Genomic DNA, 22,588 nt, shown 5'->3' with positions numbered 1-22,588 from the left:
ATAACCTCCTTAATAATTATCCGCGAAGTTCGTAAACTTCTGGTTTTTGTGCTTGCTGCTGATGTTCTGCGCCTGCGTATACATGCAGCTTCTTGAACATTTGACGACCTAGGGAGTTCTTTGGAAGCATTCCTTTAATCGCTAGCTCAAGCATTTTTTCAGGGTAGTTTGTACGCATTTCAAGAGCCGTTCTCTGCTTCAAACCACCTGGGTGCATAGTGTGACGGTAGTAAATTTTGTCATTCAATTTATTACCAGTCAATTGGATTTTAGAAGCATTGATGATGATGACATGGTCACCAGTGTCCACGTGTGGAGTGTAAGTTGGTTTATGTTTACCGCGTAAGATGGATGCAACTTCGCTTGCAAGACGACCAAGAGTTTGGCCTTCCGCATCTACTACGTACCATTTACGCTCGATATTTTTGGCATTAGCCATAAAAGTTGAACGCATGAGTGTCCCTCCTAATTAATTCATAGATCAAATTACGTCGTTCGTTTCGATATATTTAACACTGATAAGACTTTCCGGGGCTTATCGTGGGGTTAAAATACATACCTAAAATATAATATATCACTACCCTGTTTTTGTCAACACCAGGATTAGTTGTCATGATTTTTTTTTTGTAAAAACTAGTAAAAGACTTCCCAAAGATACAATCCATGCCCAGGTGCCGTTTTCCCTGCGGCAGTCCTGTCCTTTTTTGCAAGAATCTCCCGGAGCTCTTTAGGCTCTCTATCCCCCCGGCCTGTTTCGAGGAGCGTGCCTGTGAGGATGCGAACCATATTATACAGAAAACCATTGCCGGCAAAGCGGATAACCAGAAGGCTGCCCTCCTCCAAAAATTCGACGGCAGTCAGTGTTCTCACTTTGTCTTCCACTTCCGTTTTGGCTGCGCAGAAACTGGTAAAATCATGCGTGCCAAGCAGGTACCCGGCACCTTCTCTCATTCTGCCAATATCCAAAGGAAAGGAATATTGGTAGGCATGGCTGCGCAGGAATGGGTCCCGCTGCCTGGAACGCAGGATATAATAACGATATTCCTTCCCTATTGCGTCATAGCGGGCGTGGAAGCCCGATTCAGCCTTTTCAGCCTTGAGAACGGCAATGTCGCCTGGAAGCAGGGAATTGAGGGCCACAGGCCACTTCTCTTCCGGCAGGTTCAGAGGGGTGTCAAAGTGGATGACTTGCCCCTTGGCATGGACACCGGCATCCGTACGGCCGGAACCAGTGATTTTGATGCGTACACCTTTATGCAGTTTGGCAAGTGCCGCCTCTATTTCGCTCTGCACCGTCCTTTTCTCCGGCTGGACCTGAAAGCCTGAATAGGCAGTTCCGTCATAGGACACTGTACATTTTATTCTCATTGCCATCCCTCTTATCCTCTAAATACAATCAACAGCGCTGTCACGGCTAAAAGAAGCAGGATCATCATTGTGTCTGTGCTTTTCCATTGGAGCTGCCTGTACTTGGTCCGTCCTTCCCCGCCTTTGTAGCCTCGTGCTTCCATCGCCACAGCCAATTCCTCGGCGCGTTTAAAGGAACTGATAAACAACGGGATTAGCAGCGGCACAATGGCTTTCATCCGCTCTTTAATCGGGCCGCTGGAGTATTCCACTCCCCTGGCTGTCTGTGCTTTCATGATTTTATCCGTCTCATCCATTAATGTGGGGATAAAGCGGAGGGAGATGGACATCATTAAAGCGAGCTCATGGACCGGGAAGTTCACCTTCTTAAGGGGCCCCAGCAGTATTTCCAGCCCGTCTGTTATTTCAATTGGTGTCGTTGTGAGGGTCAATAAAGACGTAATCAAAATCAGCAGGAAGAATCTTAGAGAGATGAAGATCCCCTGCCGGATTCCTTCCTCATAGATGGCCAGCCACCCTATTTCCAAAATCACTTCGCCTTCCTTTGTCAAAAACAGGTGCAGAAAGAAAGTGAACAAAACCAGGAAAAGCACCGGCTTAAGGCCAGCAATCAGAAACCTGGCAGGAATTCTGGATAGCGCAGCCATGAGAAGGGTATATCCCAGTAAAATAAGATAAGTCCAAAGATTATTGGCAAGAAAAACAACAGCAACAAATAAAAAGACGATAATAAGCTTCGAACGGGGATCCATCCGGTGCAGGACTGATTCAGCCGGGACATAGCGGCCGATAATCATTTTTTCCATCATAAGCTTCCCCTCCCGGTCAGATAGGAAGCCACCATATCGGTCAGTTCATCCTGCGACAGACAGACCTTTTCAAATTTTGTACTAAAGGCCTGTTCCAATTTCATTTGAAAACGCACAACCTCCGGAACATCCAGGCCCAATTCCAGGAGCTCTGCAGGAACAGAGAAAATTTCCTTTGGCGTACCCTTTTTCCGAACCTTCCCCTTATGCATGATCACAATCTCATCAGCATACCGGGCGGCGTCTTCCATGCTGTGAGTCACAAGAACCGTCGACAAGCCGCGCTCCTGGTGCAGGCGGTAAAACAAATCCATTATTTCCTTACGGCCGCGCGGATCCAGGCCTGCTGTAGGCTCGTCCAGGACAATGCATTCAGGATCCATTGCCAGTACCCCGGCAATCGCCACCCGGCGCATTTGCCCTCCCGACAGGTCAAATGGTGACTTCTCAAGAATATCCTCTGACAAGCCAACCTGGACAATGGCTGCCCTTGCCCGTCTTTTCGCTTCTTCTTCGGAAACGCCGAAGTTCATCGGCCCAAAGCAAATATCCTTCTCTACTGTTTCTTCAAAAAGCTGATGTTCCGGAAACTGGAATACAATTCCTACTTTTTTCCGTACACCCTTCAAGTTTTTTTCTTTCCGTCCCGCTTTAATTTCTCTGCTGCCAATCAGAACTGTTCCCTTTGTTGGTTTTAACAAGGCATTAAGATGCTGAAGGACAGTGGACTTTCCAGAGCCAGTATGACCGATGATGGCCATATAGCTGCCCGAAGGAATATCGATGGAGACATCGGTTATGGCGAGGTGCTCAAACGGTGTGCCGACTGAATACCGGTATTCTACATTTTGGAGTGAGATGTCCATAATTCTGCCACCAACTCTTCTTCTGTAAGATAATGCCTGGAAAGGTTGAGACCCTTTTCCCGAAGCTGCTTGCTGATTTTAACAGGGAAAGGAATGTCCAGACCAAGCTCGACAAGCTCTTCATCCATCTGGAAGATTTCTTCAGGAGTACCTTCCCGATATACTTCGCCTTTATTCATAACAATGATCCTGTCAGCCTTTGCAGCTTCCTCGAGATCATGCGTAATCGAAATGACCGTAATTTTCTCTTGGTCCTGCAGTTTCATCATCGTATCAATGACTTCCTCCCGTCCACGGGGATCAAGCATGGAAGTAGCCTCATCAAGGATGATGATACCAGGCCTTAATGCAATAACACCAGCAATGGCTACCCGCTGCTTTTGCCCTCCCGATAGATGATGCGGTTCTTGATCGAGAAAAGAAGCCATATTCACTTTGTTCAGGGCATCGACAACGCGCTCGGCCATTACATCCGGAGGAATGCCGTTGTTTTCCAGACCAAAAGCCACATCATCCTGGACGGTAGTGCCTACAAACTGGTTGTCGGGGTTTTGGAATACCATGCCTATTTTACGGCGCACGTCCCAGACTGTCTCTTCCGTTAATTGAATGCCTGAAATGGTAATGGTCCCTTCTTTAGGGTAATGAAGCCCATTCAGCAGCCTGGCAAGCGTTGATTTACCAGAACCGTTATGGCCCACAATGGCAAGCCATTCCCCTTCATGAACCTCCAGATTTATGCCATTCAGGGCAGGCCGTTCTTGTGAATCATATTGAAAGCTTACATCCGATAAAGAAACAAGAGGTTCCTTCATGTTTGTCCTCCTCTCAACTATCCTTCTCTGTCTATACTATCCTCCTGGAAACCGTTTCTTTAGTGAAGGTTTCCATACAAGGTTTCTCTGTTAAAAGCAGCAAACGAAATAGTTCCAATAAAAGTTTTATATACAAAAAAAGCCTGCACCTCGACCCAGGCGGAAAAGCGGTTTCCGCGTAGAGCACTGACATCCAAGAGTGGATGGGGAGGAGGTGCATGAGCTAGACGAGTCATACAAGAAAAGCGGAGGCGCCTGTACAGGCCCGACAAGCGCTGGAGGGCCAGCTGATGAAGTCGTTCTTTGACTTCAACAGTTGGACCGAAGCGACTCGAGGGACTAGGCGCTGCAGCTAGACAAATGAAAAGCGGAGGCGCCTGTACAGGCCCGACAAGCGCTGGAGGGCCAGCTGATGAAGTCGTTCTTTGACTTCAACAGCTGGACCGAAGCGACTCGAGGGACTAGGCGCTGCAGCTAGACAAATGAAAAGCGGAGGCGCCTGTACAGGCCCGACAAGCGCTGGAAGCAGTTAATACTTGTTGTCTTTCTTTACCAGCTCCACCTTTCTCTTTCTGGGCATGCTCATCGTAACGCTCTTTTTGGCTTGTTTCTCGATTATTCTTTTAAAAAAAGGGCAATGAAACAAGTTTGTACAAACTGTCCATCGCCCTTGTTGTGAGTGTTTAAGTTATTAAACTAACTCGATGATTACCATTGGCGCACCGTCACCGCGGCGTGGTCCAAGCTTCATGATGCGAGTGTATCCACCTTGGCGCTCAGCATAGCGTGGAGCGATGTCAGCGAAAAGCTTCTGAACAGCGTCCTGGTTGTTCTCTGCGTTTGCCACTTCATTGCGGACAAAAGCAGCCGCTTGACGGCGGGCATGCAGGTCACCGCGCTTTCCAAGAGTGATCATTTTTTCAACAACAGAACGAAGCTCCTTCGCACGTGTTTCAGTTGTTTCGATACGCTCATTGATGATTAGATCAGTTGTCAAGTCACGAAGCATAGCTTTACGCTGGGAACTTGTACGTCCTAACTTTCTGTATCCCATGAGTGTTTCCCTCCTTTGTTGAATTCTGGAAGCTTCAGCTGTGTAACAGCAAAATGCCTAGTTAATCGCAATTAACTAGTCATCTTTACGTAAGCCTAAGCCTAGCTCCTCTAGTTTTGCCTTTACTTCTTCAAGTGATTTTCTTCCTAGGTTGCGAACCTTCATCATGTCTTCTTCCGTCTTGTGGGCAAGCTCCTGGACGGTATTGATTCCGGCACGCTTTAGGCAGTTATAGGAACGAACAGAAAGATCCAGTTCTTCAATGGTCATTTCAAGAACTTTTTCTTTTTGATCTTCTTCTTTTTCCACCATGATTTCAGCATTTTGAGCTTCATCTGTCAGGCCGACAAAGATATTCAAATGCTCAGTAAGGATTTTGGCGCCAAGAGCTACCGCTTCTTTAGGGCCATTGCTTCCATCTGTCCAAACGTCAAATGTAAGCTTGTCATAATTGGTCATTTGTCCCACACGGGTATTTTCAACCTGATAGGAGACACGTGATACCGGAGTATAAATGGAGTCGATAGGGATAACCCCAATCGGTTGATCTTCTCGTTTATTCTGGTCGGCAGGTGAATACCCACGGCCTCTTCTTGCAGTCAGGCGCATGCGAAGTGAGCCTTTGCTTGAAAGAGTAGCGATATGAAGGTCGGGATTCAGAATCTCGACATCACTGTCATGTGTAATATCGGAAGCTTTGACAGCTCCTTCACCCTGCAGATCGATTTCGAGTGTTTTCTCTTCATCAGAGTAGATCTTTAACGCCAGCTTTTTAACATTCAAAATGATGGATGTCACATCTTCAACGACACCTTCGATTGTCGAGAATTCATGAAGCACTCCGTCAATTTGAATGGAAGTAACAGCGGCACCTGGGAGTGAGGATAATAGGATACGACGTAAGGAGTTACCCAAAGTTGTACCATATCCACGCTCAAGCGGTTCTACGACAAACTTGCCGTATTTGGCATCATCGCTGATCTCAACCGTTTCGATTTTTGGTTTTTCTATTTCGATCATCAAATATACCCTCCTTCAAAACGTCGAAACCCCGGCAGGCTTTCCTTGCCGAAAGTCCCCATGTATACGTTCCCGTATGCGCACAACAACTGGACAATTTCTGTATATTTTTTTTGTATCATATCCCATTATAGACAGCGATACAAAATCTATACAGAAAAATTAAACACGGCGACGTTTTGGTGGGCGGCAGCCGTTATGAGGAACTGGAGTAACATCTTTGATCGCTGTAACTTCAAGACCGGCAGCTTGAAGGGCACGGATTGCAGCTTCACGGCCTGCACCTGGTCCTTTTACAGTAACTTCAAGAGTTTTCATACCATGTTCCATTGATGTTTTAGCTGCTGTTTCAGCTGCCATTTGCGCAGCGAATGGAGTGGATTTGCKGGATCCCTTGAATCCAAGCGCACCTGCACTTGACCAGGAAATTGCATTTCCATGTACATCAGTGATTGTTACGATAGTATTATTGAAAGTTGAACGAATATGCGCAACTCCTGCCTCAATATTCTTTTTGACACGACGTTTGCGAGTATTAGTTTTACGAGCCATTGATTTATTTACCTCCTTTACGCATTATTTTTTCTTGTTAGCTACAGTCTTACGAGGGCCTTTACGTGTACGGGCATTGTTCTTGGTATTTTGACCGCGAACAGGAAGACCACGGCGATGACGAAGACCACGGTAAGAACCGATTTCCATCAAGCGCTTGATGTTCAGGGAAATTTCACGGCGAAGGTCACCCTCAACCTTTAATTTATCAATGATATCACGAATCTTGTTCAATTCGTCTTCAGTCAGGTCGCGAACACGAGTATCAGCGGATACACCTGCATCAGCAAGGACTTTTTCAGCAGTTGATCTGCCAATTCCATAAATGTATGTTAAAGAAATAACTACACGTTTTTCACGTGGAATATCTACACCAGCAATACGTGCCATTGATGTGCACCTCCTTCAAATTTAGCCTTGTTTTTGTTTATGTTTAGGGTTTTCACAGATCACCATAACTTTGCCTTTTCTGCGGATAACTTTGCACTTTTCGCAGATTGGCTTAACCGATGGTCTCACTTTCATTATTCTAACCTCCTTGATAGTACGGAGCATCCAGTTTATTTAAAGCGGTAGGTAATTCTTCCGCGAGTCAAATCATATGGGGATAGCTCAACTGTTACCTTATCACCTGGCAGGATGCGGATAAAGTGCATCCGGATCTTCCCGGAAACGTGAGCCAATACAGTATGACCGTTCTCCAATTCTACCTTAAACATGGCATTTGGCAAAGTTTCAAGCACTGTGCCTTCCACTTCAATTACATCATCTTTCGCCATCGAACTGAGTCTCCCTTCTTCACTTCATATGCGATTTACAAACAGGGTTTTCGTCAACCTTCTAATTATATCATATCAGGCTGCATCCGTCTCTTAATTACTTGAGCAATATTTGCAGGGATGGATGAAACAATGTCCCGAGTTAATCGATCACCTGAGATCAGGCTTTTGTCAATACTTCAAAACCAGTTTCTGTAATAGCAATGGTATGCTCAAAATGCGCACATAACTTTCCATCTACTGTCACTACTGTCCAGTTATCGGCCAGTGTGTTCACATATCGGCTTCCTGCATTTACCATAGGTTCAACGCATATAACCATGCCTGGCTTTAGTCTTGGCCCTCTATTGGGTGGGCCAAAGTGAGGAACTTGAGGGTCCTCATGTAATTCTTGCCCGATTCCATGGCCGACATACTCGCGTACAATCGAAAAGCCGTTTGTTTCTACATACGTTTGAATAGCATGGGAGATGTTAGAAAGTCGTTCCCCTGGTTTCGCCTCTTCAAGGCCCCGAAAAAGTGCTTCCTCCGTAACGTCCATAAGACGCCGGGCCTCTTCATCGATGGTACCMACAGCGTAGGTCCAGGCAGAATCACCATGATATCCGTTATATTTCGCACCGATATCGATGCTGATAATGTCGCCCTCAACGAGAACCCTGTTGCCAGGAATCCCGTGTACGAGTTCATTGTTGACTGAAGCGCAGATGCTCCCGGTGAACCCATGATATCCCTTGAAAGAAGCTTCGGCACCATGTGAAGAGATAAACTCTTCCGCAATGCTGTCAAGTTCCTTCGTAGTAATCCCCGGGATAATGTGCTTTTTAAGCTCCCGGTGGGTAAGGGCAACAATCCGGCCAGCCTCTCTCATAATCTCGATCTCACGGGGAGTTTTGCAGACAATCATTAATTCAAATCTCCAAGCAGTTTCTCAATGTCAGCAAAAACTTCACTGATATCCTGCTGACCATTGATATTGCGCAAGTAGCCTTTGGTTTCATAGAAATTCAATAGAGGCTGTGTCTGCTGAATATTGACTTCAAGTCGATTCTGCACCGTATCGGCATTATCGTCAGCCCGCTGGTATAGTTCGCCGCCGCAGCGGTCGCAAATACCTTCCTGTGCAGGTGGGTTGAAGACCAAATGGTAAGTCGCCCCACAGCTTTTGCAGATTCTGCGTCCTGTCAGACGCTCCATCAGGATGCTTTGGTCAACATCAATATTGATCACATAATCTATTTTCCTATCAAGGCCTTCGAGAATATTCTCCAGCGCCTCCGCCTGTGCGACTGTGCGCGGAAAACCATCAAGGAGAAAACCGTTCTGGCAGTCTTCCTTGCTCAAACGTTCACGGACAATTCCGATTGTCACTTCATCAGGAACAAGAGCGCCTTGATCCATAAAGGATTTCGCTTTTAAACCTAATTCAGTGCCCTCTTTCATTGCTGCGCGAAACATATCCCCGGTAGAAATATGAGGTATATTGTATTTTGCAACGATCTTGTCGGCTTGCGTGCCTTTTCCAGCACCCGGAAGACCCATAAGAACTAAATTCACTAGAATTCCCCCTAGTTTCTAAATGAAGGCTTAGGGAGCAAAGCCCCTAAACCTTACTTTATAAAGCCTTTGTAATGGCGTTTTACCAATTGGGCCTCAAGCTGCTTCATTGTTTCAAGCGCAACGCCGACAACAATCAGCAGACTTGTTCCGCCAATCTGGACGGATTGTGGAAGCCCGGCAACCTTAATGAAAAACATCGGCAGGATGGAAATCACGGAAAGGAAGATCGCGCCAACGAAAGTGAGGCGATACAATACTTTGGTCAAGTATTCCTGTGTGGTTTTCCCCGGACGGATGCCCGGCACATATCCGCCTTGCTTTTTCAGGTTTTCAGCCACTTTCTCAGGATTCACCTGAATAAAGGCATAGAAATAGGTAAACGCAACGATTAGCGCAACATAGACAATCATACCGATTGGCTGCGTATAATCAAATGTGTTTTGAATCCAGATCGTCACATCATTGGTGCCGAAGAACTGGGCGATCGTCGGCGGTGTAATGATGAACGATATAGCAAAAATGACTGGAATAACCCCTGCAGCGTTCACCTTTAACGGAAGATGTGTTGACTGACCGCCAACAGGATTGTTTCCTGCAGCCATCCGTTTTGCATACTGAATCGGAATCTTGCGGATTGCTTCCTGGATGAAAATAACCCCAACGATGATGGCGATAACAGCAAGTGCAAGCAGCACGACAGTAAGGATATTCAGAAATAGTGCCTCTCCGGCATTTTCAAACTGCTGGGCATAAACCTGGTTCACGATGGTTGGCAGTCCGGCAACAATCCCGGCAAAGATGATGATGGAAATACCATTCCCAACTCCTTTAGCCGTAATTTGTTCCCCAAGCCACATTAAGAACGCGGTACCCGCTGTCAGGACAACTGCAATAAGCAAATAATTGCCGATCCCGTTATTGGTAATCAATAATCCGCCATACATATTGTTAAATCCGTATGACATACCAAGAGCCTGGACAAACCCAAGCACGATTGTAAAATAGCGGGTGAATTGGGCCAATTTGCGGCGACCCACTTCCCCTTGTTTAGACCATTCAGTGAACTTCGGAACCACATCCATCTGAAGCAGCTGGATGATGATCGATGCCGTGATATACGGCATGATTCCCATTGCAAAGATGGAGAAGTTCAGCAGCGCACCGCCGCCGAAAACATTCAGGACTCCGAAAACACTCATGTCATCCTGGGTCTTTAATATATCAGCATCCACTCCTGGCACCGGAATAAAGGCACCAAGGCGGAATACAATCAACATTAAAAGGGTGAAGAGAATTTTCTTTCTGATTTCACCCACGCGCATAAAATTGGAGATTGTCTGAAACATTAAATCACCTCAGTTTGACCCCCGGCAGCTTTGATTGCTTCTTCGGCTGCAGAGGAGAACTTATGAGCTTTAACAGTCAGCTTTTTCTCCAAGTTGCCCTTGGCAAGAACTTTGATTCCTGCAAGTTCTTTCTTGACAAGCCCTGTTTCGATCAAAAGTTCTGGAGTCACTTCGGTTCCATCTTCAAAACGGTTTAAAGCATCCAGGTTCACTACTGCAAATTCTTTACGGTTGATGTTCGTAAATCCACGCTTAGGAAGACGTCTTGCTAAAGGTGTTTGACCACCTTCGAAACCAGGACGTACTCCGCCGCCGGAACGAGCGTTTTGACCTTTATGGCCTTTTCCAGCTGTCTTACCGTTACCAGATCCGATTCCGCGGCCTTTGCGCTTGCGTTCATGACGGGAACCTTCAGCAGGCTTTAGTTCGTGAAGTTTCATGTTTGGCACCTCCTTGTTCTAAAGAAAAATCAATTATATTTCGTTCACCTTAACAAGATGGGAGACTTTGCTGATCATGCCTCGGATTGCAGCATTATCCTGATGTTCAACCGTCTGGTTAAGTTTTTTCAATCCAAGTGCTTTAACTGTTTCACGCTGGTCTTGAGGACGTCCGATCAAGCTGCGTGTGAGGGTAACTTCCAATTTAGTTGCCATTTGATTTCCCTCCTTATCCTAACAGTTCTTCTACTGTTTTGCCGCGTAATTTTGCTACGTCTTCAGCACGCTTTAACTGTTTTAGTCCATCAACAGTGGCACGGACCATGTTGATTGGAGTGTTGGTTCCAAGTGATTTGGACAGGATGTCACCGACACCAGCCAATTCAAGTACCGCACGGACAGGTCCGCCAGCGATAACTCCTGTACCTTCAGAAGCAGGCTTAAGAAGGATTTCACCAGCACCGAAGTGACCAATTACTTCGTGAGGAATGGTAGTACCAACCATTGGTACATTAATCAAGTTTTTCTTTGCATCTTCGATTGCCTTACGGATAGCATCAGGCACTTCCTGAGCCTTACCAGTACCAAAGCCGACATAACCGTTCTTGTCGCCTACTACTACAAGAGCAGTAAAACGGAAACGGCGTCCACCTTTAACAACCTTTGCAACACGGTTAACCGTGACTACGCGTTCTTCAAGTTCAAGTTTGTTTGGATCAATGCGACGCATCTATTTGTGTCCCTCCTTTTTCTATTAAAATTGCAGTCCGTTTTCACGTGCAGCATCTGCAAGAGCCTTGATACGGCCATGATACAGATATCCGCCACGGTCAAAAACGACTTCAGAGATTCCTTTTTCCACTGCACGCTTAGCAACCAATTCTCCGACCTTAACGGCTGCATCAAGATTGCTGGTAGAATCAAAGTTCAGATCTTTATCTAAAGTAGAAGCACTCGCAAGAGTTACTCCGTTTACATCGTCAACCAGTTGCGCGTAAATGTGCTTGTTGGAACGGAACACATTTAGACGAGGACGAGCTTCAGTACCGCTGATTTTGGAACGGACACGTGCGTGCCGTTTACGGCGAGTAGCGTTTTTATCAGCTTTCGTAATCATTTAGGTCACTCCTTTCTTTAGAGGCTTAAGCGGTCTTACTTACCAGTCTTACCTTCTTTACGGCGTACAAATTCGCCTTCATAGCGGATTCCCTTGCCTTTGTAAGGCTCTGGCGGACGTACTCCGCGAATGTTGGCAGCAAGCGCGCCAACGCGTTCCTTGTCTGTTCCTTTAATAACGATCTTCGTGTTAGAAGGAACTTCGATTTCAACGCCCTCTTCAGCTTCAATCTCAACAGGATGGGAATATCCAACGTTAAGGACAAGTTTCTTGCCTTGCTTTGCAGCACGGTAACCGACACCGATCAGGTCAAGAGATCTTTCGAATCCTTTTGATACGCCTTCCACCATGTTGGACAGCAGCGCACGAGTGGTACCGTGAATTGTACGGTGTTCCTTGGATTCTGAAGGACGTACGATTGTGATCACGTTGTCCTCAATGTTGATTTGCATATCCTTGTTGAAAGTACGGGATAATTCTCCTTTTGGTCCCTTTACTGTTACATGGTTGTTGTCGTTTGTAACCGTAACGCCAGCAGGAATTTCAATTGGTTTTTTACCTACGCGTGACATTCAGTGCACCTCCATTCTTTAAAGAAATCTATTACCAGACGTATGCTAGTACTTCTCCGCCCACTTGCTTCGCACGGGCTTCCTTGTCAGTTAATACGCCGTTTGATGTTGATACTAGAGCGATACCAAGTCCGTTCAATACGCGCGGCATTTCGTTGGACTTTGCGTATACGCGAAGGCCTGGCTTGCTGATACGCTTTAGACCTGTGATAACACGCTCGTTGTTGGCACCATATTTCAGGAAAATACGGATAATGCCTTGTTTGTTGTCTTCGATGTATTCTACATCACGAACGAAACCTTCACGCTTAAGAATTTCAGCGATTTCCTTTTTCATGTTAGAAGCAGGTACTTCTAATTTTTCGTGACGAACCATATTCGCGTTACGAATACGAGTTAGCAAATCTGCAATCGGATCTGTCATGACCATTGTTTTTACCTCCTTCCCAAACCTTGGTTTTACCAGCTAGCTTTTTTCACACCAGGAATTTGACCCTTGTATGCTAATTCACGGAAACAGATACGGCAAAGCTTAAATTTGCGGTATACAGAGTGCGGACGTCCGCAGCGCTCACAGCGTGTGTACTCTTGCACCTTGAATTTAGGCGTGCGCTTTTGTTTCGCAATCATTGATTTTTTAGCCACGTTTTCGCCTCCCTCTATTTAGAGATTACTTTTGAAATGGCATTCCGAATGATGTTAGTAGTTCACGAGCTTCTTCATCAGTATTAGCAGTCGTAACGATAACGATATCCATGCCACGCACTTTATTTACTTTATCGTAATCAATTTCAGGGAAGATCAACTGTTCTTTCACACCAAGAGTGTAGTTACCACGGCCATCGAAAGACTTCTTGGAGATACCGCGGAAGTCACGTACACGTGGAAGAGAAACTGAAATTAATTTATCCAGGAATTGATACATGCGCTCGCCGCGTAGTGTTACCTTCGCACCGATTGGCATTCCTTCACGAAGACGGAAGCCTGCGATTGATTTCTTCGCTTTTGTGATCACTGGCTTTTGACCAGAGATGATAGCCAATTCTTCAACCGCGTTGTCAAGTGCTTTTGCGTTTGCAACAGCATCGCCGACACCCATGTTGATTACGATTTTCTCAAGCTTAGGTACTTCCATTACGGATTTATAGTTGAACTTGCTCACCAGAGCAGGAGTGATTTCTTTGTTGAACTTTTCTTTTAGGCGGTTCATTTAGTGTACCTCCCTTCTTCTTTTGACTTATTTATCGAGAACTTCACCGGATTTTTTTGCTACGCGTACCTTCTTGCCGTTTTCCTCTTTATATCCAACTCGGGTTGGATTTCCGGATTTCGGGTCGATAGGCATAACATTTGATACATGAATAGGTGCCTCTTGGCTGATGATTCCGCCTTGCGGATTCACTTGAGATGGCTTCGCGTGTTTTTTCACGATATTAACGCCTTCTATTAGGACACGGTTTTGCTTAGGGTAAGCAGCCAGAACGTTTCCAGTTTTACCTTTGTCCTTGCCAGAGATGACCATTACTTTGTCACCTTTTTTGACATGCATCTGTCGCACCTCCTTAAAGCCATTTGTTTTAGATTATAGTACTTCTGGAGCTAATGAAACGATCTTCATGAAGTTGTTGTCGCGCAATTCACGTGCAACAGGTCCGAAGATACGGGTTCCACGTGGAGCCTTATCATCACGGATGATTACACATGCATTTTCATCAAATTTGATGTAAGTGCCATCCGCACGGCGTGCTCCGCTCTTTGTGCGGACAATAACCGCCTTTACAATATCACCTTTTTTAACAACGCCACCTGGTGTTGCTTGTTTGACTGTGCAAACGATAACGTCACCGATATTGGCAGTCTTGCGGCCTGTACCACCTAGTACCTTGATCGTAAGAACTTCACGAGCACCAGAGTTATCAGCAACTTTTAAACGACTTTCCTGTTGGATCATGTGAGTAACCTCCCTTCGGAATAGCTATACCGAACGATTTAGATAATAACAGCTTTTTCAACCACTTCGACTAAACGGAAGCGTTTGGTTGCAGAAAGCGGGCGAGTTTCCATGATGCGAACTACGTCGCCAACCTTTGCTGCATTTTGCTCATCATGAGCTTTGAATTTCTTAGAGTACTTAACGCGCTTGCCATATAGAGAATGTGTTTTGTATGTTTCGACAAGAACAGTAACCGTTTTGTCCATCTTGTCAGACACAACACGTCCAGTATACACTTTGCGCTGGTTGCGTTCACTCATTGCGCACGGCCTCCTCTCTGATTATCGATTGTTAACGCCGATCTCTCTTTCGCGAATCACAGTTTTCATACGGGCAATCGCCTTCCGGACTTCACGGATGCGTGCTGTATTTTCAAGTTGTCCAGTCGCTAATTGAAAGCGCAGGTTAAAAAGCTCTTCTTTCAAAGACTTTACTTTTTGTTCGATTTCGGCAGTGGTAAGGTCACGAATTTCATTAGCTTTCATTGGATTCACCACCAATTTCTTCTCGTTTTACAAACTTGCATTTAACAGGAAGTTTGTGTGCTGCAAGACGCAATGCTTCACGAGCGACCTCTTCGGATACGCCTGCGATTTCAAACATTATCTTTCCAGGCTTGACAACTGCTACCCAGCCTTCAGGTGAACCTTTACCGGAACCCATCCGCACTTCTAGAGGCTTTGCAGTATATGGCTTGTGTGGGAAAATTTTAATCCAAACTTTACCGCCACGTTTCATATAACGTGTCATGGCAATACGTGCTGATTCGATTTGGCGGTTTGTGATCCAGGAGGCTTCAGTAGCTTGCAGGCCAAATTCTCCAAACGCTACTTCTGTGCCGCCTTTAGCGCGACCGCGCATTTTTCCGCGATGTTCGCGGCGATATTTAACGCGTTTTGGCAATAACATAATTATTTGCCTCCTTCCTCAGTTTTCTTCTTCGCTGGAAGGACCTCTCCCTTATAAATCCATACTTTTACGCCAAGCTTACCATATGTTGTGTCAGCTTCAGCTGTTGCATAGTCGATATCTGCACGAAGAGTATGAAGAGGTACTGTTCCTTCGCTGTAGTGTTCTGAACGAGCGATATCTGCTCCGCCTAGACGGCCGGAAACCATTGTCTTGATACCTTTTGCACCTGCACGCATTGCACGTTGGATAACTTGCTTCTGGGCGCGGCGGAAAGATACGCGGTTTTCCAATTGGCGGGCTATGTTTTCAGCTACCAATTTCGCATCAATGTCAGCTCTTTTGATTTCAAGAATATTAATATGAACGCGTTTGCCAGTAAGAGCGTTAAGGGCTTTGCGAAGTGCTTCGACTTCTGTTCCGCCTTTACCGATTACCATTCCTGGCTTCGCAGTGTGGATCGTCACATTCAAGCGGTTTGCAGCACGCTCGATTTCAATCTTGGAAACAGATGCATCGCTCAAACGCTTAGTGATGTATTCACGAACCTTAATGTCTTCGTGTAAAAGATCAGCATAGTCTTTGCCTGCGTACCATTTAGACTCCCAATCACGGATGACTCCGATACGCAATCCGACTGGATTTACTTTTTGACCCACTAATTATCCCTCCTTCTTTTCTGATAGAACGATTGTGATGTGGCTTGTGCGCTTGTTGATGGCACTTGCACGTCCCTGTGCACGTGGGCGGAAACGCTTCAAAGTAGGTCCTTCGTTCGCGTATGCCTGTGAAATCACAAGGTTGTTTACATCCATTTCGTAGTTATGCTCTGCATTAGCCAACGCAGATTTTAAAACTTTTTCTACGATCGGGGAAGCTGCTTTCGGAGTTAGTTTCAGAATAGCTACCGCTTCGCCAACTTGCTTTCCTCGAATTAAATCCAATACTAACCGAGCTTTACGAGGAGCAATACGAACTGTTCTAGCAACAGCTTTTGCTTGCATTAGGATGCCCTCCTCTCATTAACGTCTTGTTTTCTTATCGTCAGCGGCATGGCCTTTATAAGTACGAGTTGGAGCGAATTCTCCAAGCTTGTGGCCTACCATGTCTTCAGTGATATATACAGGAACATGTTTGCGCCCGTCATAGACAGCGACCGTATGTCCAATGAATTGCGGGAAGATCGTAGAACGGCGGGACCAAGTCTTTACAACTTGCTTGCCCTCAGTCTCATTTAGCTTTTCGATCTTTTTAATTAAATGCTCATCAACAAAAGGTCCTTTTTTTAAGCTGCGACCCATGATTGAACCTCCCTTCGTGATTGTTCTACGGTTCTTTTGAACCGTAGCTCAACCGCGTTATTTTTTACGACGACGTACGATAAACTTGTCGGATTTGTTTTTCTTTTTACGAGTTTTATATCCAAGAGTCGGCTTGCCCCATGGGGACATTGGTGATTTACGTCCGATAGGGGAGCGTCCTTCACCACCACCGTGTGGGTGATCGTTCGGGTTCATTACAGATCCACGGACAGTTGGGCGCTTGCCTAACCAGCGGGAACGTCCTGCTTTACCGATTGTGATCAATTCGTGTTGTTCATTTCCTACCTGGCCTACAGTCGCGCGGCATTCTGCAAGAATCATGCGGACTTCACCGGAGTTCAAACGAACCAATACGTATTTGCCTTCTTTACCAAGCACCTGTGCAGATGTACCTGCGGAACGAACCAATTGTCCGCCTTTGCCTGGCTTAAGTTCAATGTTGTGGATTACAGTACCAACTGGAATGTTAACCAATGGCAGTGCATTTCCTACCTTGATGTCAGCCTCTGGGCCGGACATAACTTCCATTCCAACCACCAAGTTCTTAGGTGCTAGGATGTAACGCTTTTCACCGTCTGCATAATGAATCAACGCAATGTTTGCGGAACGGTTTGGATCATATTCAACTGTGGCAACGCGTCCTGGAATGCCATCTTTGTTGCGCTTGAAGTCGATGACACGGTATTGACGCTTGTGGCCGCCACCATGATGACGAACAGTTAACTTACCCTGGTTGTTACGGCCGCCTTTTCTGTGCAACGGAGCAAGCAAGGATTTTTCCGGCTTGTCAGTTGTAATTTCAGCGAAATCAGACGCTGTCATGTTACGACGACCATTAGAGGTAGGTTTGTACTTTTTAATCGCCATGTTCTTTTCCCTCCTCTTCTATTTGCGAGTGTATATTACACTTCGAACAATTCGATTTCCTTGCTGTCTTGAGTCAAGGTAATAACAGCTTTGCGGCGCTTGTTGGTGTATCCGCCGAACTTGCCCATACGCTTGAACTTGCCTTTATAGTTCATGATGTTAACGTTTTTCACTTTAACACCGAAGATTTCTTGTACAGCATCTTTCACTTGAGTCTTGTTCGCTCTGACATCAACTTCGAAAGTATACTTTTTATCAGCCATCAGTTCAGATGAACGTTCTGTAATTACGGGGCGCTTAATGATATCGCGTGCATCCATTATGCAAGCACCTCCTCTACTTTTTCAACAGCCGCTTTAGTCATGATCAATTTATCATGATTCAAAACGTCCAGTACGCTGATTCCTTCAGCGGAAACAACAGTGATTCCAGGAATGTTCCGGGCAGAAAGAGCAACAGTTTCGTCAACTTCAGCAGTAACGATCAATGCTTTTGTATCAACGGAAAGACCCTTTAATACCTGAGTGAATTCTTTTGTTTTTGGAGCGTCGAAAGCAAGGCTTTCAAGTACCAAAATGTTTTCAGCTGCAACCTTTGAAGAAAGAGCTGATTTGATTGCCAGACGGCGAACCTTCTTAGGCAATTTGTAGCTGTAGCTGCGTGGAACTGGTCCGAACACAGTACCGCCGCCGCGCCATTGTGGAGAACGGATGGAACCTTGGCGGGCACGTCCTGTACCTTTTTGGCGCCATGGCTTGCGTCCACCACCAGCTACCTCAGAACGAATTTTTGTTTTATGAGTTCCTTGACGCATGGAAGCTCTTTGCATAACAACCGCTTCGAACATAACGTGGTTGTTTGGCTCGATACCAAATACGGATTCATTCAATTCGACTTCGCCGACCTGTGATCCAGTTTGGTTGAATAATGCTACTTTAGGCATTCCTTTTTCCTCCTTTCCTTAGACGTTACTTCGCTTTTACCGCACTTTTAATTTTAAGCATCGCTTTTCTAGGACCAGGTACATTACCTTTGATCAATAGAAGATTACGCTCTGCATCAACTTTAACGATTTGCAGGTTTTGAACAGTGATTTGCTCTCCGCCCATGCGTCCTGGCAATAGCTTGCCTTTGAATACACGGTTTGGAGCTACAGGACCCATTGAACCTGGACGGCGGTGGTATCTGGAACCATGTGACATCGGTCCGCGGGATTGTCCGTGGCGCTTGATTGCACCCTGGAATCCTTTACCTTTGGAGATTCCTGTTACATCTACCATTTCACCTTCTGCAAAAATGCTTACATTGACTTCCTGACCAACTTCATAATCTGCTAAGTTTACTCCGTTGAATTCACGAACGAAGCGCTTAGGAGCAGTGTTTGCCTTCGCAACATGGCCTTTCTCCGGTTTGTTGGCAAGCTTTTCGCGCTTGTCTTCAAAACCAAGCTGAACGGCTTCGTAGCCATCAGTTTCAGCGTTCTTCACTTGAAGAACAACGTTTGGAGCTGCCTCAACAACTGTTACCGGGATAAGGTCCCCGTTTTCAGCAAATACTTGAGTCATACCGATCTTTCTTCCTAAGATTCCTTTGGTCATTCGTCACACCTCCTAATTTCTCTAAGTTTGAATTTATTTCATTAAAGTTTAATTTCGATGTCAACGCCGGATGGCAAATCTAAACGCATCAATGAATCAACTGTTTGTGGAGTTGGGTTGATGATGTCGATTAGACGCTTATGAGTGCGCATCTCGAACTGTTCACGAGAATCCTTGTACTTATGCACCGCACGAAGAATTGTGTAGACATTCTTCTCAGTCGGAAGCGGAATCGGACCAGACACAGCCGCACCTGAACGCTTTGCTGTCTCAACAATCTTTTCTGCTGACTGATCAAGAATCCTGTGATCATAAGCTTTTAAACGGATACGAATTTTTTGTTTTGCCATTATTTTCCCTCCTTTTCGCCTATTTTAAAATAGACATTCTCCGCGAAAATTTCCCACACACTCGCCATGGCAAAGCGGCCGGGTGTGTCGGCAACCTTCCGCATCATCGCAGTCAAAGACCAACATTGTCTATTATACCGAAAACACAAAGCCAGCGCAACACTTAATTCCGCTAATGTTTATGCTCAGCACACTTTTCCTATTATAGCGGCTGTTTAGGCGCATTTCAAGGGGAGGCATTAACTTTTATGTAAAAACCCGCCTGTAAGTGATTTCCAGTTATCTGTATTTTATTGAAACTCGCTTTTTGCCTGACCATACATGAATATCTTTTTAGCAATGTGGACACGGAAAAAGGCAGCTCAATGCTGCCTTTCATCTTTTTTTCTTTTTAGCTCTGTTATAGCTGAATGTTGTTCTCACCCTAATTAAAAATAAAGGGAGAAAGTCCGGTTAAGTCGCGATATAACCAAATTTCTCTTAAAATAAGAGGAGTTTTTCCGGTTATAGGGGTTAGGATCTATGATATTTGACTTGTTTTGAAAAGATAAGGGGAATTTCTTCCCTTATTTATGCTTTTTAAGGGTCCTCTGCGTACAATAAGCGGAAATTCTTCCCTTAATCATTCTCAAAAATCTAAAAAGATCAACTACGAATCATAACAGAACCTTCTTTTTAGCGGAACCTTGCATTCTCGCTTTGTAAGGCTTCTTCTGCCCGCTCCCGCAAAATTCCTTCTATATTATTGTGGTAACCTAGATAATCACAAAGTATATATTCCTTTTCAACGGTTTCATATTGCTTAATTGCCTGTTCGATTGTTTTCATTAATATACCTGTGAATAAAAGATATGGCATGATAAATACTTTGTTAGCAGCGCTTTGCTGTGCCATATCCAGGGCTTCAGGAAGCTTGGGCCTTGCGGCTGTCAAAAAGCAGGTGCGCACTCTGGCACCTTTTAGCCTTTGTTCGAGCTGACCGGCAATCAGGTTTAAATCCCTTTTCGAATCCGGATCACTGCTACCCCTGCCAACGAGGAGAACGAGGGAATCCGCATCTGCTTCTCGATTCGTCTTCCGAAGTTTTTCAAGGAGGATTTCGACCATCGCCTTATGTACTCCGATTGGCCTGCCATATCGCACTTCCACTTCGGGATATTTTACAGACACTTTTCTTAGTTCATCCGGGATATCCTCCTTGGCATGCGCAGCGGTAAGCAGCAAAACCGGTATTACGGCGATTCTTTCTGCCCCTCTCTCCACACAGGCGGCAAACCCTTCCTCAATGGTTGGCTGTGCCAATTCAAGAAAGCAATATTCCTGGATAGGGGCCGGATTCTTCCGCATACACTGTTTTATAAATTCCACAGCCTGTTCCCTTGCTTTTGGCACACGGCTTCCATGGCATACATAGAGTACAGCGTCCACTTTCCCACCCCTTTTTGTTCAATGACTTATATGAGTTCTTTTCCTTTTAGATATTGTATCACTTGGTCCACACACTCTTCAATTGAACTCCTGTCTGTTTCAATGACTAATTCCGATTGATCCGGTTCCTCATATGGGGAGTCAATTCCAGTGAAATCCTTGATCAGTCCCTTTCTTGCTTTCTCATACAGCCCTTTTGGATCGCGCTTTTCGCACTCGGCAACCGGGCATTTTACGTACACCTCGATAAATTCGCCTTCAGTCAGCAGGCTGCGAACGAGTTCACGGTCCGCCTTGAAAGGAGAGATAAAGGCTGTCAATACCACTTGACCGGCATCAACGAAAAGATTGGCTACTTCCCCGATTCGCCTGATGTTTTCTGTACGGTCTTCATCAGAAAAGCCTAGGTCCTTATTTAATCCATGCCTGACATTATCCCCGTCCAGCACATAATTTTTAATATTCCTGTCGTATAGCTCTTTTGCGACTGCATTGGCCACCGTGGATTTTCCCGATCCGGAAAGTCCTGTGAACCATAGGACAAAGCTTCCGTGGCCGTTCTGCTTTCTCCGTGATTCCTTTGTTATGGCAGCATCATGCCAGGTTATATTGGTGCTTTTGCTCAATTAGCTCTCCTCCAGTTTAGGCTTTCACCGTTTTTTCTTTAAGTCCCTCAATCAGCACTTCAACCACTTCTTTACGGCTGAATGTGCTTGGAGGGATTTCTCCATTGCGGAGCAGCTCTCTTACTTTGGTGCCTGAAAGAATAACGTGATGTTCTTTGCCATGCGGGCATGTTTTGGTTGATGCCATGTTTTCGCATTTTGCGCAATAGAAGCTGTGTTCAAAGAACAGAAGGGTGATTCCCAGCTCATCGTCGCTAAACTGACGGAAGATCAACTGTGCATCGTATGTCCCGTAGTAGTTGCCGACTCCGGCATGATCGCGTCCCACAATGAAGTGGGTACAGCCATAGTTTTTACGGACCATCGCATGGAAGATAGCTTCCCTTGGCCCCGCATACCTCATCGCTGCCGGAAAGACGGCCAAAAACACTCGGTCCTCTGGGTAATAGTTTTCCAGCAGGACTTTATAGCTTTTCATCCTGACATCAGCCGGGATATCGTCTGATTTGGTTTCACCGACCAGAGGGTTCAGGAACAGGCCATCCACAATTTCCAGCGCAGACTTCTGAATGTATTCATGCGCACGGTGCACAGGATTTCTTGTCTGGAAGCCCACAACTGATTTCCAGCCTTTATCTTCAAATACTTTCCTTGTTTCGGCAGGCTCAAGATAGTAAGTTTCAAATTGGTCCCGTTCCACTTTCTTCAGCCACTTTACCGGACCGCCTACATATACGTCGCCTCTTTGGAACAGCTTGGCGACTCCAGGGTGATTACGATCGGCTGTCTGATAGACTCCAACTGCTTCTGCCGTCTTATCAGGGCGGAAAATATCAGTAATGGAGATCACACCGTATGTTTCTCCATTAAAGACCAGCTTGGCTTCCTCTCCCTCGGAAAGTGCTTCGGCAGCTTTTTCACTTACCGGGAGAGTAATTGGAATGCTCCATACTGTTCCGTTAGCCAGACGGATGTTGCTGACCACCGATTCATAATCCTCTCTGCCCAAAAAGCCATTAATCGGACTATATGCCCCGTTGCCTATTAATTCAAGGTCGCTCAATGCCATTGCATCAAGTGCGATTTCTTTTTCAATTCCTTTTGTTGAGTAACTCGGTTCCCAAAGGTTAACTAATTTTCCTCCATGTGGTTTGCTTAATGACATGTGTATCTCTCCTCTATAATGTATTCGGGTAG

Annotated in this window: 38 protein-coding genes; all 38 read right to left on the bottom strand. The window is 45.6% G+C overall.

The annotated features are described in order from the left end of the window. Window positions 1-16: 16 nt before the first annotated feature. On the bottom strand, window positions 17-454 hold the full coding sequence (gene rplM / locus ADU22_RS05930) for a 50S ribosomal protein L13 (protein ID WP_046524795.1): 438 nt from the start codon (window positions 452-454) through the stop codon (window positions 17-19). A 179-nt stretch (window positions 455-633) separates the two neighbouring features. After that, the gene (truA, locus tag ADU22_RS05925) at window positions 634-1,368 is read right to left on the bottom strand and encodes a tRNA pseudouridine(38-40) synthase TruA (protein WP_053361337.1); all 735 of its coding nucleotides are present in this window, start codon (window positions 1,366-1,368) and stop codon (window positions 634-636) included. Window positions 1,369-1,379: 11 nt separating this feature from the next. Then, a complete protein-coding gene (locus ADU22_RS05920) occupies window positions 1,380-2,177 on the bottom strand; it encodes an energy-coupling factor transporter transmembrane component T family protein (RefSeq protein WP_053361336.1) in 798 nt (265 codons plus the stop codon). Then, complete coding sequence (locus ADU22_RS05915; RefSeq protein ID WP_053361335.1) at window positions 2,174-3,043, bottom strand: energy-coupling factor ABC transporter ATP-binding protein; 870 nt, start codon at window positions 3,041-3,043, stop codon at window positions 2,174-2,176. Before ADU22_RS05915 ends, ADU22_RS05920 begins: the two co-directional genes overlap by 4 nt. Then, on the bottom strand, window positions 3,019-3,858 hold the full coding sequence (locus ADU22_RS05910) for an energy-coupling factor ABC transporter ATP-binding protein (protein WP_053361334.1): 840 nt from the start codon (window positions 3,856-3,858) through the stop codon (window positions 3,019-3,021). Before ADU22_RS05910 ends, ADU22_RS05915 begins: the two co-directional genes overlap by 25 nt. A 691-nt stretch (window positions 3,859-4,549) precedes the next feature. Next, the gene (rplQ, locus tag ADU22_RS05905; RefSeq protein WP_046524790.1) at window positions 4,550-4,912 is read right to left on the bottom strand and encodes a 50S ribosomal protein L17; all 363 of its coding nucleotides are present in this window, start codon (window positions 4,910-4,912) and stop codon (window positions 4,550-4,552) included. Window positions 4,913-4,987: 75 nt separating this feature from the next. Next, window positions 4,988-5,932 (bottom strand): DNA-directed RNA polymerase subunit alpha, encoded by a 945-nt coding sequence (locus ADU22_RS05900; RefSeq protein ID WP_053361333.1) that lies wholly within the window; start codon window positions 5,930-5,932, stop codon window positions 4,988-4,990. A gap of 162 nt (window positions 5,933-6,094) precedes the next feature. Then, a complete protein-coding gene (rpsK, locus tag ADU22_RS05895) occupies window positions 6,095-6,484 on the bottom strand; it encodes a 30S ribosomal protein S11 (RefSeq protein ID WP_053361332.1) in 390 nt (129 codons plus the stop codon). A gap of 24 nt (window positions 6,485-6,508) precedes the next feature. Then, window positions 6,509-6,874 (bottom strand): 30S ribosomal protein S13, encoded by a 366-nt coding sequence (rpsM, locus tag ADU22_RS05890; protein WP_046524787.1) that lies wholly within the window; start codon window positions 6,872-6,874, stop codon window positions 6,509-6,511. A 21-nt stretch (window positions 6,875-6,895) separates the two neighbouring features. Then, window positions 6,896-7,009, bottom strand: a complete 114-nt coding sequence (gene rpmJ, locus ADU22_RS05885; protein ID WP_003156543.1) for a 50S ribosomal protein L36 — start codon at window positions 7,007-7,009, stop codon at window positions 6,896-6,898. Between the two features lie 35 nt (window positions 7,010-7,044). Continuing rightward, window positions 7,045-7,263: a translation initiation factor IF-1 gene (gene infA, locus ADU22_RS05880; RefSeq protein ID WP_025909748.1), complete on the bottom strand. Its 219-nt coding sequence runs from the start codon at window positions 7,261-7,263 to the stop codon at window positions 7,045-7,047. 160 nt (window positions 7,264-7,423) lie between these two features. After that, window positions 7,424-8,170 carry a type I methionyl aminopeptidase gene (map, locus tag ADU22_RS05875; RefSeq protein ID WP_053361331.1) on the bottom strand — a complete coding sequence of 249 codons (747 nt, stop codon included), beginning with the start codon at window positions 8,168-8,170 and terminating at the stop codon, window positions 7,424-7,426. Then, window positions 8,170-8,820: an adenylate kinase gene (locus tag ADU22_RS05870; protein WP_053361330.1), complete on the bottom strand. Its 651-nt coding sequence runs from the start codon at window positions 8,818-8,820 to the stop codon at window positions 8,170-8,172. Before ADU22_RS05870 ends, map begins: the two co-directional genes overlap by 1 nt. 53 nt (window positions 8,821-8,873) lie before the next feature. Then, on the bottom strand, window positions 8,874-10,169 hold the full coding sequence (secY, locus tag ADU22_RS05865) for a preprotein translocase subunit SecY (RefSeq protein ID WP_046524784.1): 1,296 nt from the start codon (window positions 10,167-10,169) through the stop codon (window positions 8,874-8,876). Further along, window positions 10,169-10,609, bottom strand: a complete 441-nt coding sequence (gene rplO, locus ADU22_RS05860; protein WP_046524783.1) for a 50S ribosomal protein L15 — start codon at window positions 10,607-10,609, stop codon at window positions 10,169-10,171. The genes secY and rplO overlap by 1 nt, the downstream gene beginning before the upstream one ends. 33 nt (window positions 10,610-10,642) lie before the next feature. Further along, window positions 10,643-10,825 (bottom strand): 50S ribosomal protein L30, encoded by a 183-nt coding sequence (gene rpmD, locus ADU22_RS05855; RefSeq protein WP_046524782.1) that lies wholly within the window; start codon window positions 10,823-10,825, stop codon window positions 10,643-10,645. Window positions 10,826-10,838: 13 nt separating this feature from the next. Further along, entirely contained in the window at window positions 10,839-11,339 is a 501-nt protein-coding gene (gene rpsE / locus ADU22_RS05850) for a 30S ribosomal protein S5 (RefSeq protein WP_046524781.1), read from the bottom strand. Window positions 11,340-11,363: 24 nt separating this feature from the next. Then, window positions 11,364-11,726 (bottom strand): 50S ribosomal protein L18, encoded by a 363-nt coding sequence (rplR, locus tag ADU22_RS05845; RefSeq protein ID WP_053361329.1) that lies wholly within the window; start codon window positions 11,724-11,726, stop codon window positions 11,364-11,366. A 35-nt stretch (window positions 11,727-11,761) separates the two neighbouring features. After that, window positions 11,762-12,298, bottom strand: a complete 537-nt coding sequence (gene rplF, locus ADU22_RS05840) for a 50S ribosomal protein L6 (RefSeq protein WP_053361328.1) — start codon at window positions 12,296-12,298, stop codon at window positions 11,762-11,764. Between the two features lie 31 nt (window positions 12,299-12,329). Beyond that, complete coding sequence (gene rpsH / locus ADU22_RS05835; protein WP_046524778.1) at window positions 12,330-12,728, bottom strand: 30S ribosomal protein S8; 399 nt, start codon at window positions 12,726-12,728, stop codon at window positions 12,330-12,332. Window positions 12,729-12,757: 29 nt separating this feature from the next. Further along, on the bottom strand, window positions 12,758-12,943 hold the full coding sequence (rpsN, locus tag ADU22_RS24140; protein ID WP_001085700.1) for a 30S ribosomal protein S14: 186 nt from the start codon (window positions 12,941-12,943) through the stop codon (window positions 12,758-12,760). A 25-nt stretch (window positions 12,944-12,968) separates the two neighbouring features. Beyond that, the gene (rplE, locus tag ADU22_RS05830; protein WP_053361327.1) at window positions 12,969-13,508 is read right to left on the bottom strand and encodes a 50S ribosomal protein L5; all 540 of its coding nucleotides are present in this window, start codon (window positions 13,506-13,508) and stop codon (window positions 12,969-12,971) included. 27 nt (window positions 13,509-13,535) lie between these two features. Beyond that, window positions 13,536-13,847 (bottom strand): 50S ribosomal protein L24, encoded by a 312-nt coding sequence (gene rplX, locus ADU22_RS05825; RefSeq protein WP_053361326.1) that lies wholly within the window; start codon window positions 13,845-13,847, stop codon window positions 13,536-13,538. 33 nt (window positions 13,848-13,880) lie between these two features. Next, complete coding sequence (gene rplN, locus ADU22_RS05820) at window positions 13,881-14,249, bottom strand: 50S ribosomal protein L14 (protein WP_053361325.1); 369 nt, start codon at window positions 14,247-14,249, stop codon at window positions 13,881-13,883. A 38-nt stretch (window positions 14,250-14,287) separates the two neighbouring features. Beyond that, window positions 14,288-14,551: a 30S ribosomal protein S17 gene (gene rpsQ, locus ADU22_RS05815; RefSeq protein ID WP_053361324.1), complete on the bottom strand. Its 264-nt coding sequence runs from the start codon at window positions 14,549-14,551 to the stop codon at window positions 14,288-14,290. 21 nt (window positions 14,552-14,572) lie between these two features. Then, window positions 14,573-14,776 carry a 50S ribosomal protein L29 gene (rpmC, locus tag ADU22_RS05810; protein ID WP_003351417.1) on the bottom strand — a complete coding sequence of 68 codons (204 nt, stop codon included), beginning with the start codon at window positions 14,774-14,776 and terminating at the stop codon, window positions 14,573-14,575. Further along, window positions 14,766-15,200 (bottom strand): 50S ribosomal protein L16, encoded by a 435-nt coding sequence (rplP, locus tag ADU22_RS05805; RefSeq protein ID WP_053361323.1) that lies wholly within the window; start codon window positions 15,198-15,200, stop codon window positions 14,766-14,768. Before rplP ends, rpmC begins: the two co-directional genes overlap by 11 nt. A 2-nt stretch (window positions 15,201-15,202) precedes the next feature. Continuing rightward, a complete protein-coding gene (gene rpsC / locus ADU22_RS05800; RefSeq protein ID WP_046524772.1) occupies window positions 15,203-15,859 on the bottom strand; it encodes a 30S ribosomal protein S3 in 657 nt (218 codons plus the stop codon). Window positions 15,860-15,862: 3 nt separating this feature from the next. Next, a complete protein-coding gene (rplV, locus tag ADU22_RS05795; RefSeq protein ID WP_046524771.1) occupies window positions 15,863-16,204 on the bottom strand; it encodes a 50S ribosomal protein L22 in 342 nt (113 codons plus the stop codon). A gap of 18 nt (window positions 16,205-16,222) precedes the next feature. Then, entirely contained in the window at window positions 16,223-16,501 is a 279-nt protein-coding gene (rpsS, locus tag ADU22_RS05790; RefSeq protein ID WP_046524770.1) for a 30S ribosomal protein S19, read from the bottom strand. A gap of 57 nt (window positions 16,502-16,558) precedes the next feature. Further along, complete coding sequence (rplB, locus tag ADU22_RS05785) at window positions 16,559-17,389, bottom strand: 50S ribosomal protein L2 (RefSeq protein ID WP_053361322.1); 831 nt, start codon at window positions 17,387-17,389, stop codon at window positions 16,559-16,561. 35 nt (window positions 17,390-17,424) lie between these two features. After that, on the bottom strand, window positions 17,425-17,709 hold the full coding sequence (rplW, locus tag ADU22_RS05780; RefSeq protein WP_046524768.1) for a 50S ribosomal protein L23: 285 nt from the start codon (window positions 17,707-17,709) through the stop codon (window positions 17,425-17,427). Beyond that, window positions 17,709-18,332: a 50S ribosomal protein L4 gene (rplD, locus tag ADU22_RS05775; protein ID WP_053361321.1), complete on the bottom strand. Its 624-nt coding sequence runs from the start codon at window positions 18,330-18,332 to the stop codon at window positions 17,709-17,711. Before rplD ends, rplW begins: the two co-directional genes overlap by 1 nt. A gap of 25 nt (window positions 18,333-18,357) precedes the next feature. After that, window positions 18,358-18,987 (bottom strand): 50S ribosomal protein L3, encoded by a 630-nt coding sequence (gene rplC / locus ADU22_RS05770; RefSeq protein ID WP_046524766.1) that lies wholly within the window; start codon window positions 18,985-18,987, stop codon window positions 18,358-18,360. A gap of 41 nt (window positions 18,988-19,028) precedes the next feature. Continuing rightward, the gene (gene rpsJ / locus ADU22_RS05765; protein ID WP_046524765.1) at window positions 19,029-19,337 is read right to left on the bottom strand and encodes a 30S ribosomal protein S10; all 309 of its coding nucleotides are present in this window, start codon (window positions 19,335-19,337) and stop codon (window positions 19,029-19,031) included. 675 nt (window positions 19,338-20,012) lie between these two features. Then, window positions 20,013-20,765, bottom strand: a complete 753-nt coding sequence (locus ADU22_RS05760; protein ID WP_053361320.1) for a sirohydrochlorin chelatase — start codon at window positions 20,763-20,765, stop codon at window positions 20,013-20,015. 26 nt (window positions 20,766-20,791) lie between these two features. Then, window positions 20,792-21,391, bottom strand: coding sequence for an adenylyl-sulfate kinase (gene cysC / locus ADU22_RS05755; RefSeq protein WP_053361319.1), 600 nt, complete (start codon window positions 21,389-21,391; stop codon window positions 20,792-20,794). A 16-nt stretch (window positions 21,392-21,407) separates the two neighbouring features. Next, window positions 21,408-22,556 carry a sulfate adenylyltransferase gene (gene sat, locus ADU22_RS05750; RefSeq protein WP_053361318.1) on the bottom strand — a complete coding sequence of 383 codons (1,149 nt, stop codon included), beginning with the start codon at window positions 22,554-22,556 and terminating at the stop codon, window positions 21,408-21,410. Window positions 22,557-22,588: the final 32 nt, after the last annotated feature.

Source organism: Bacillus sp. FJAT-27251 (assembly GCF_001273925.1).
Lineage (GTDB): Bacteria > Bacillota > Bacilli > Bacillales > Cytobacillaceae > Mesobacillus_B.
This window is presented reverse-complemented; position numbering and strand designations above follow the sequence as displayed.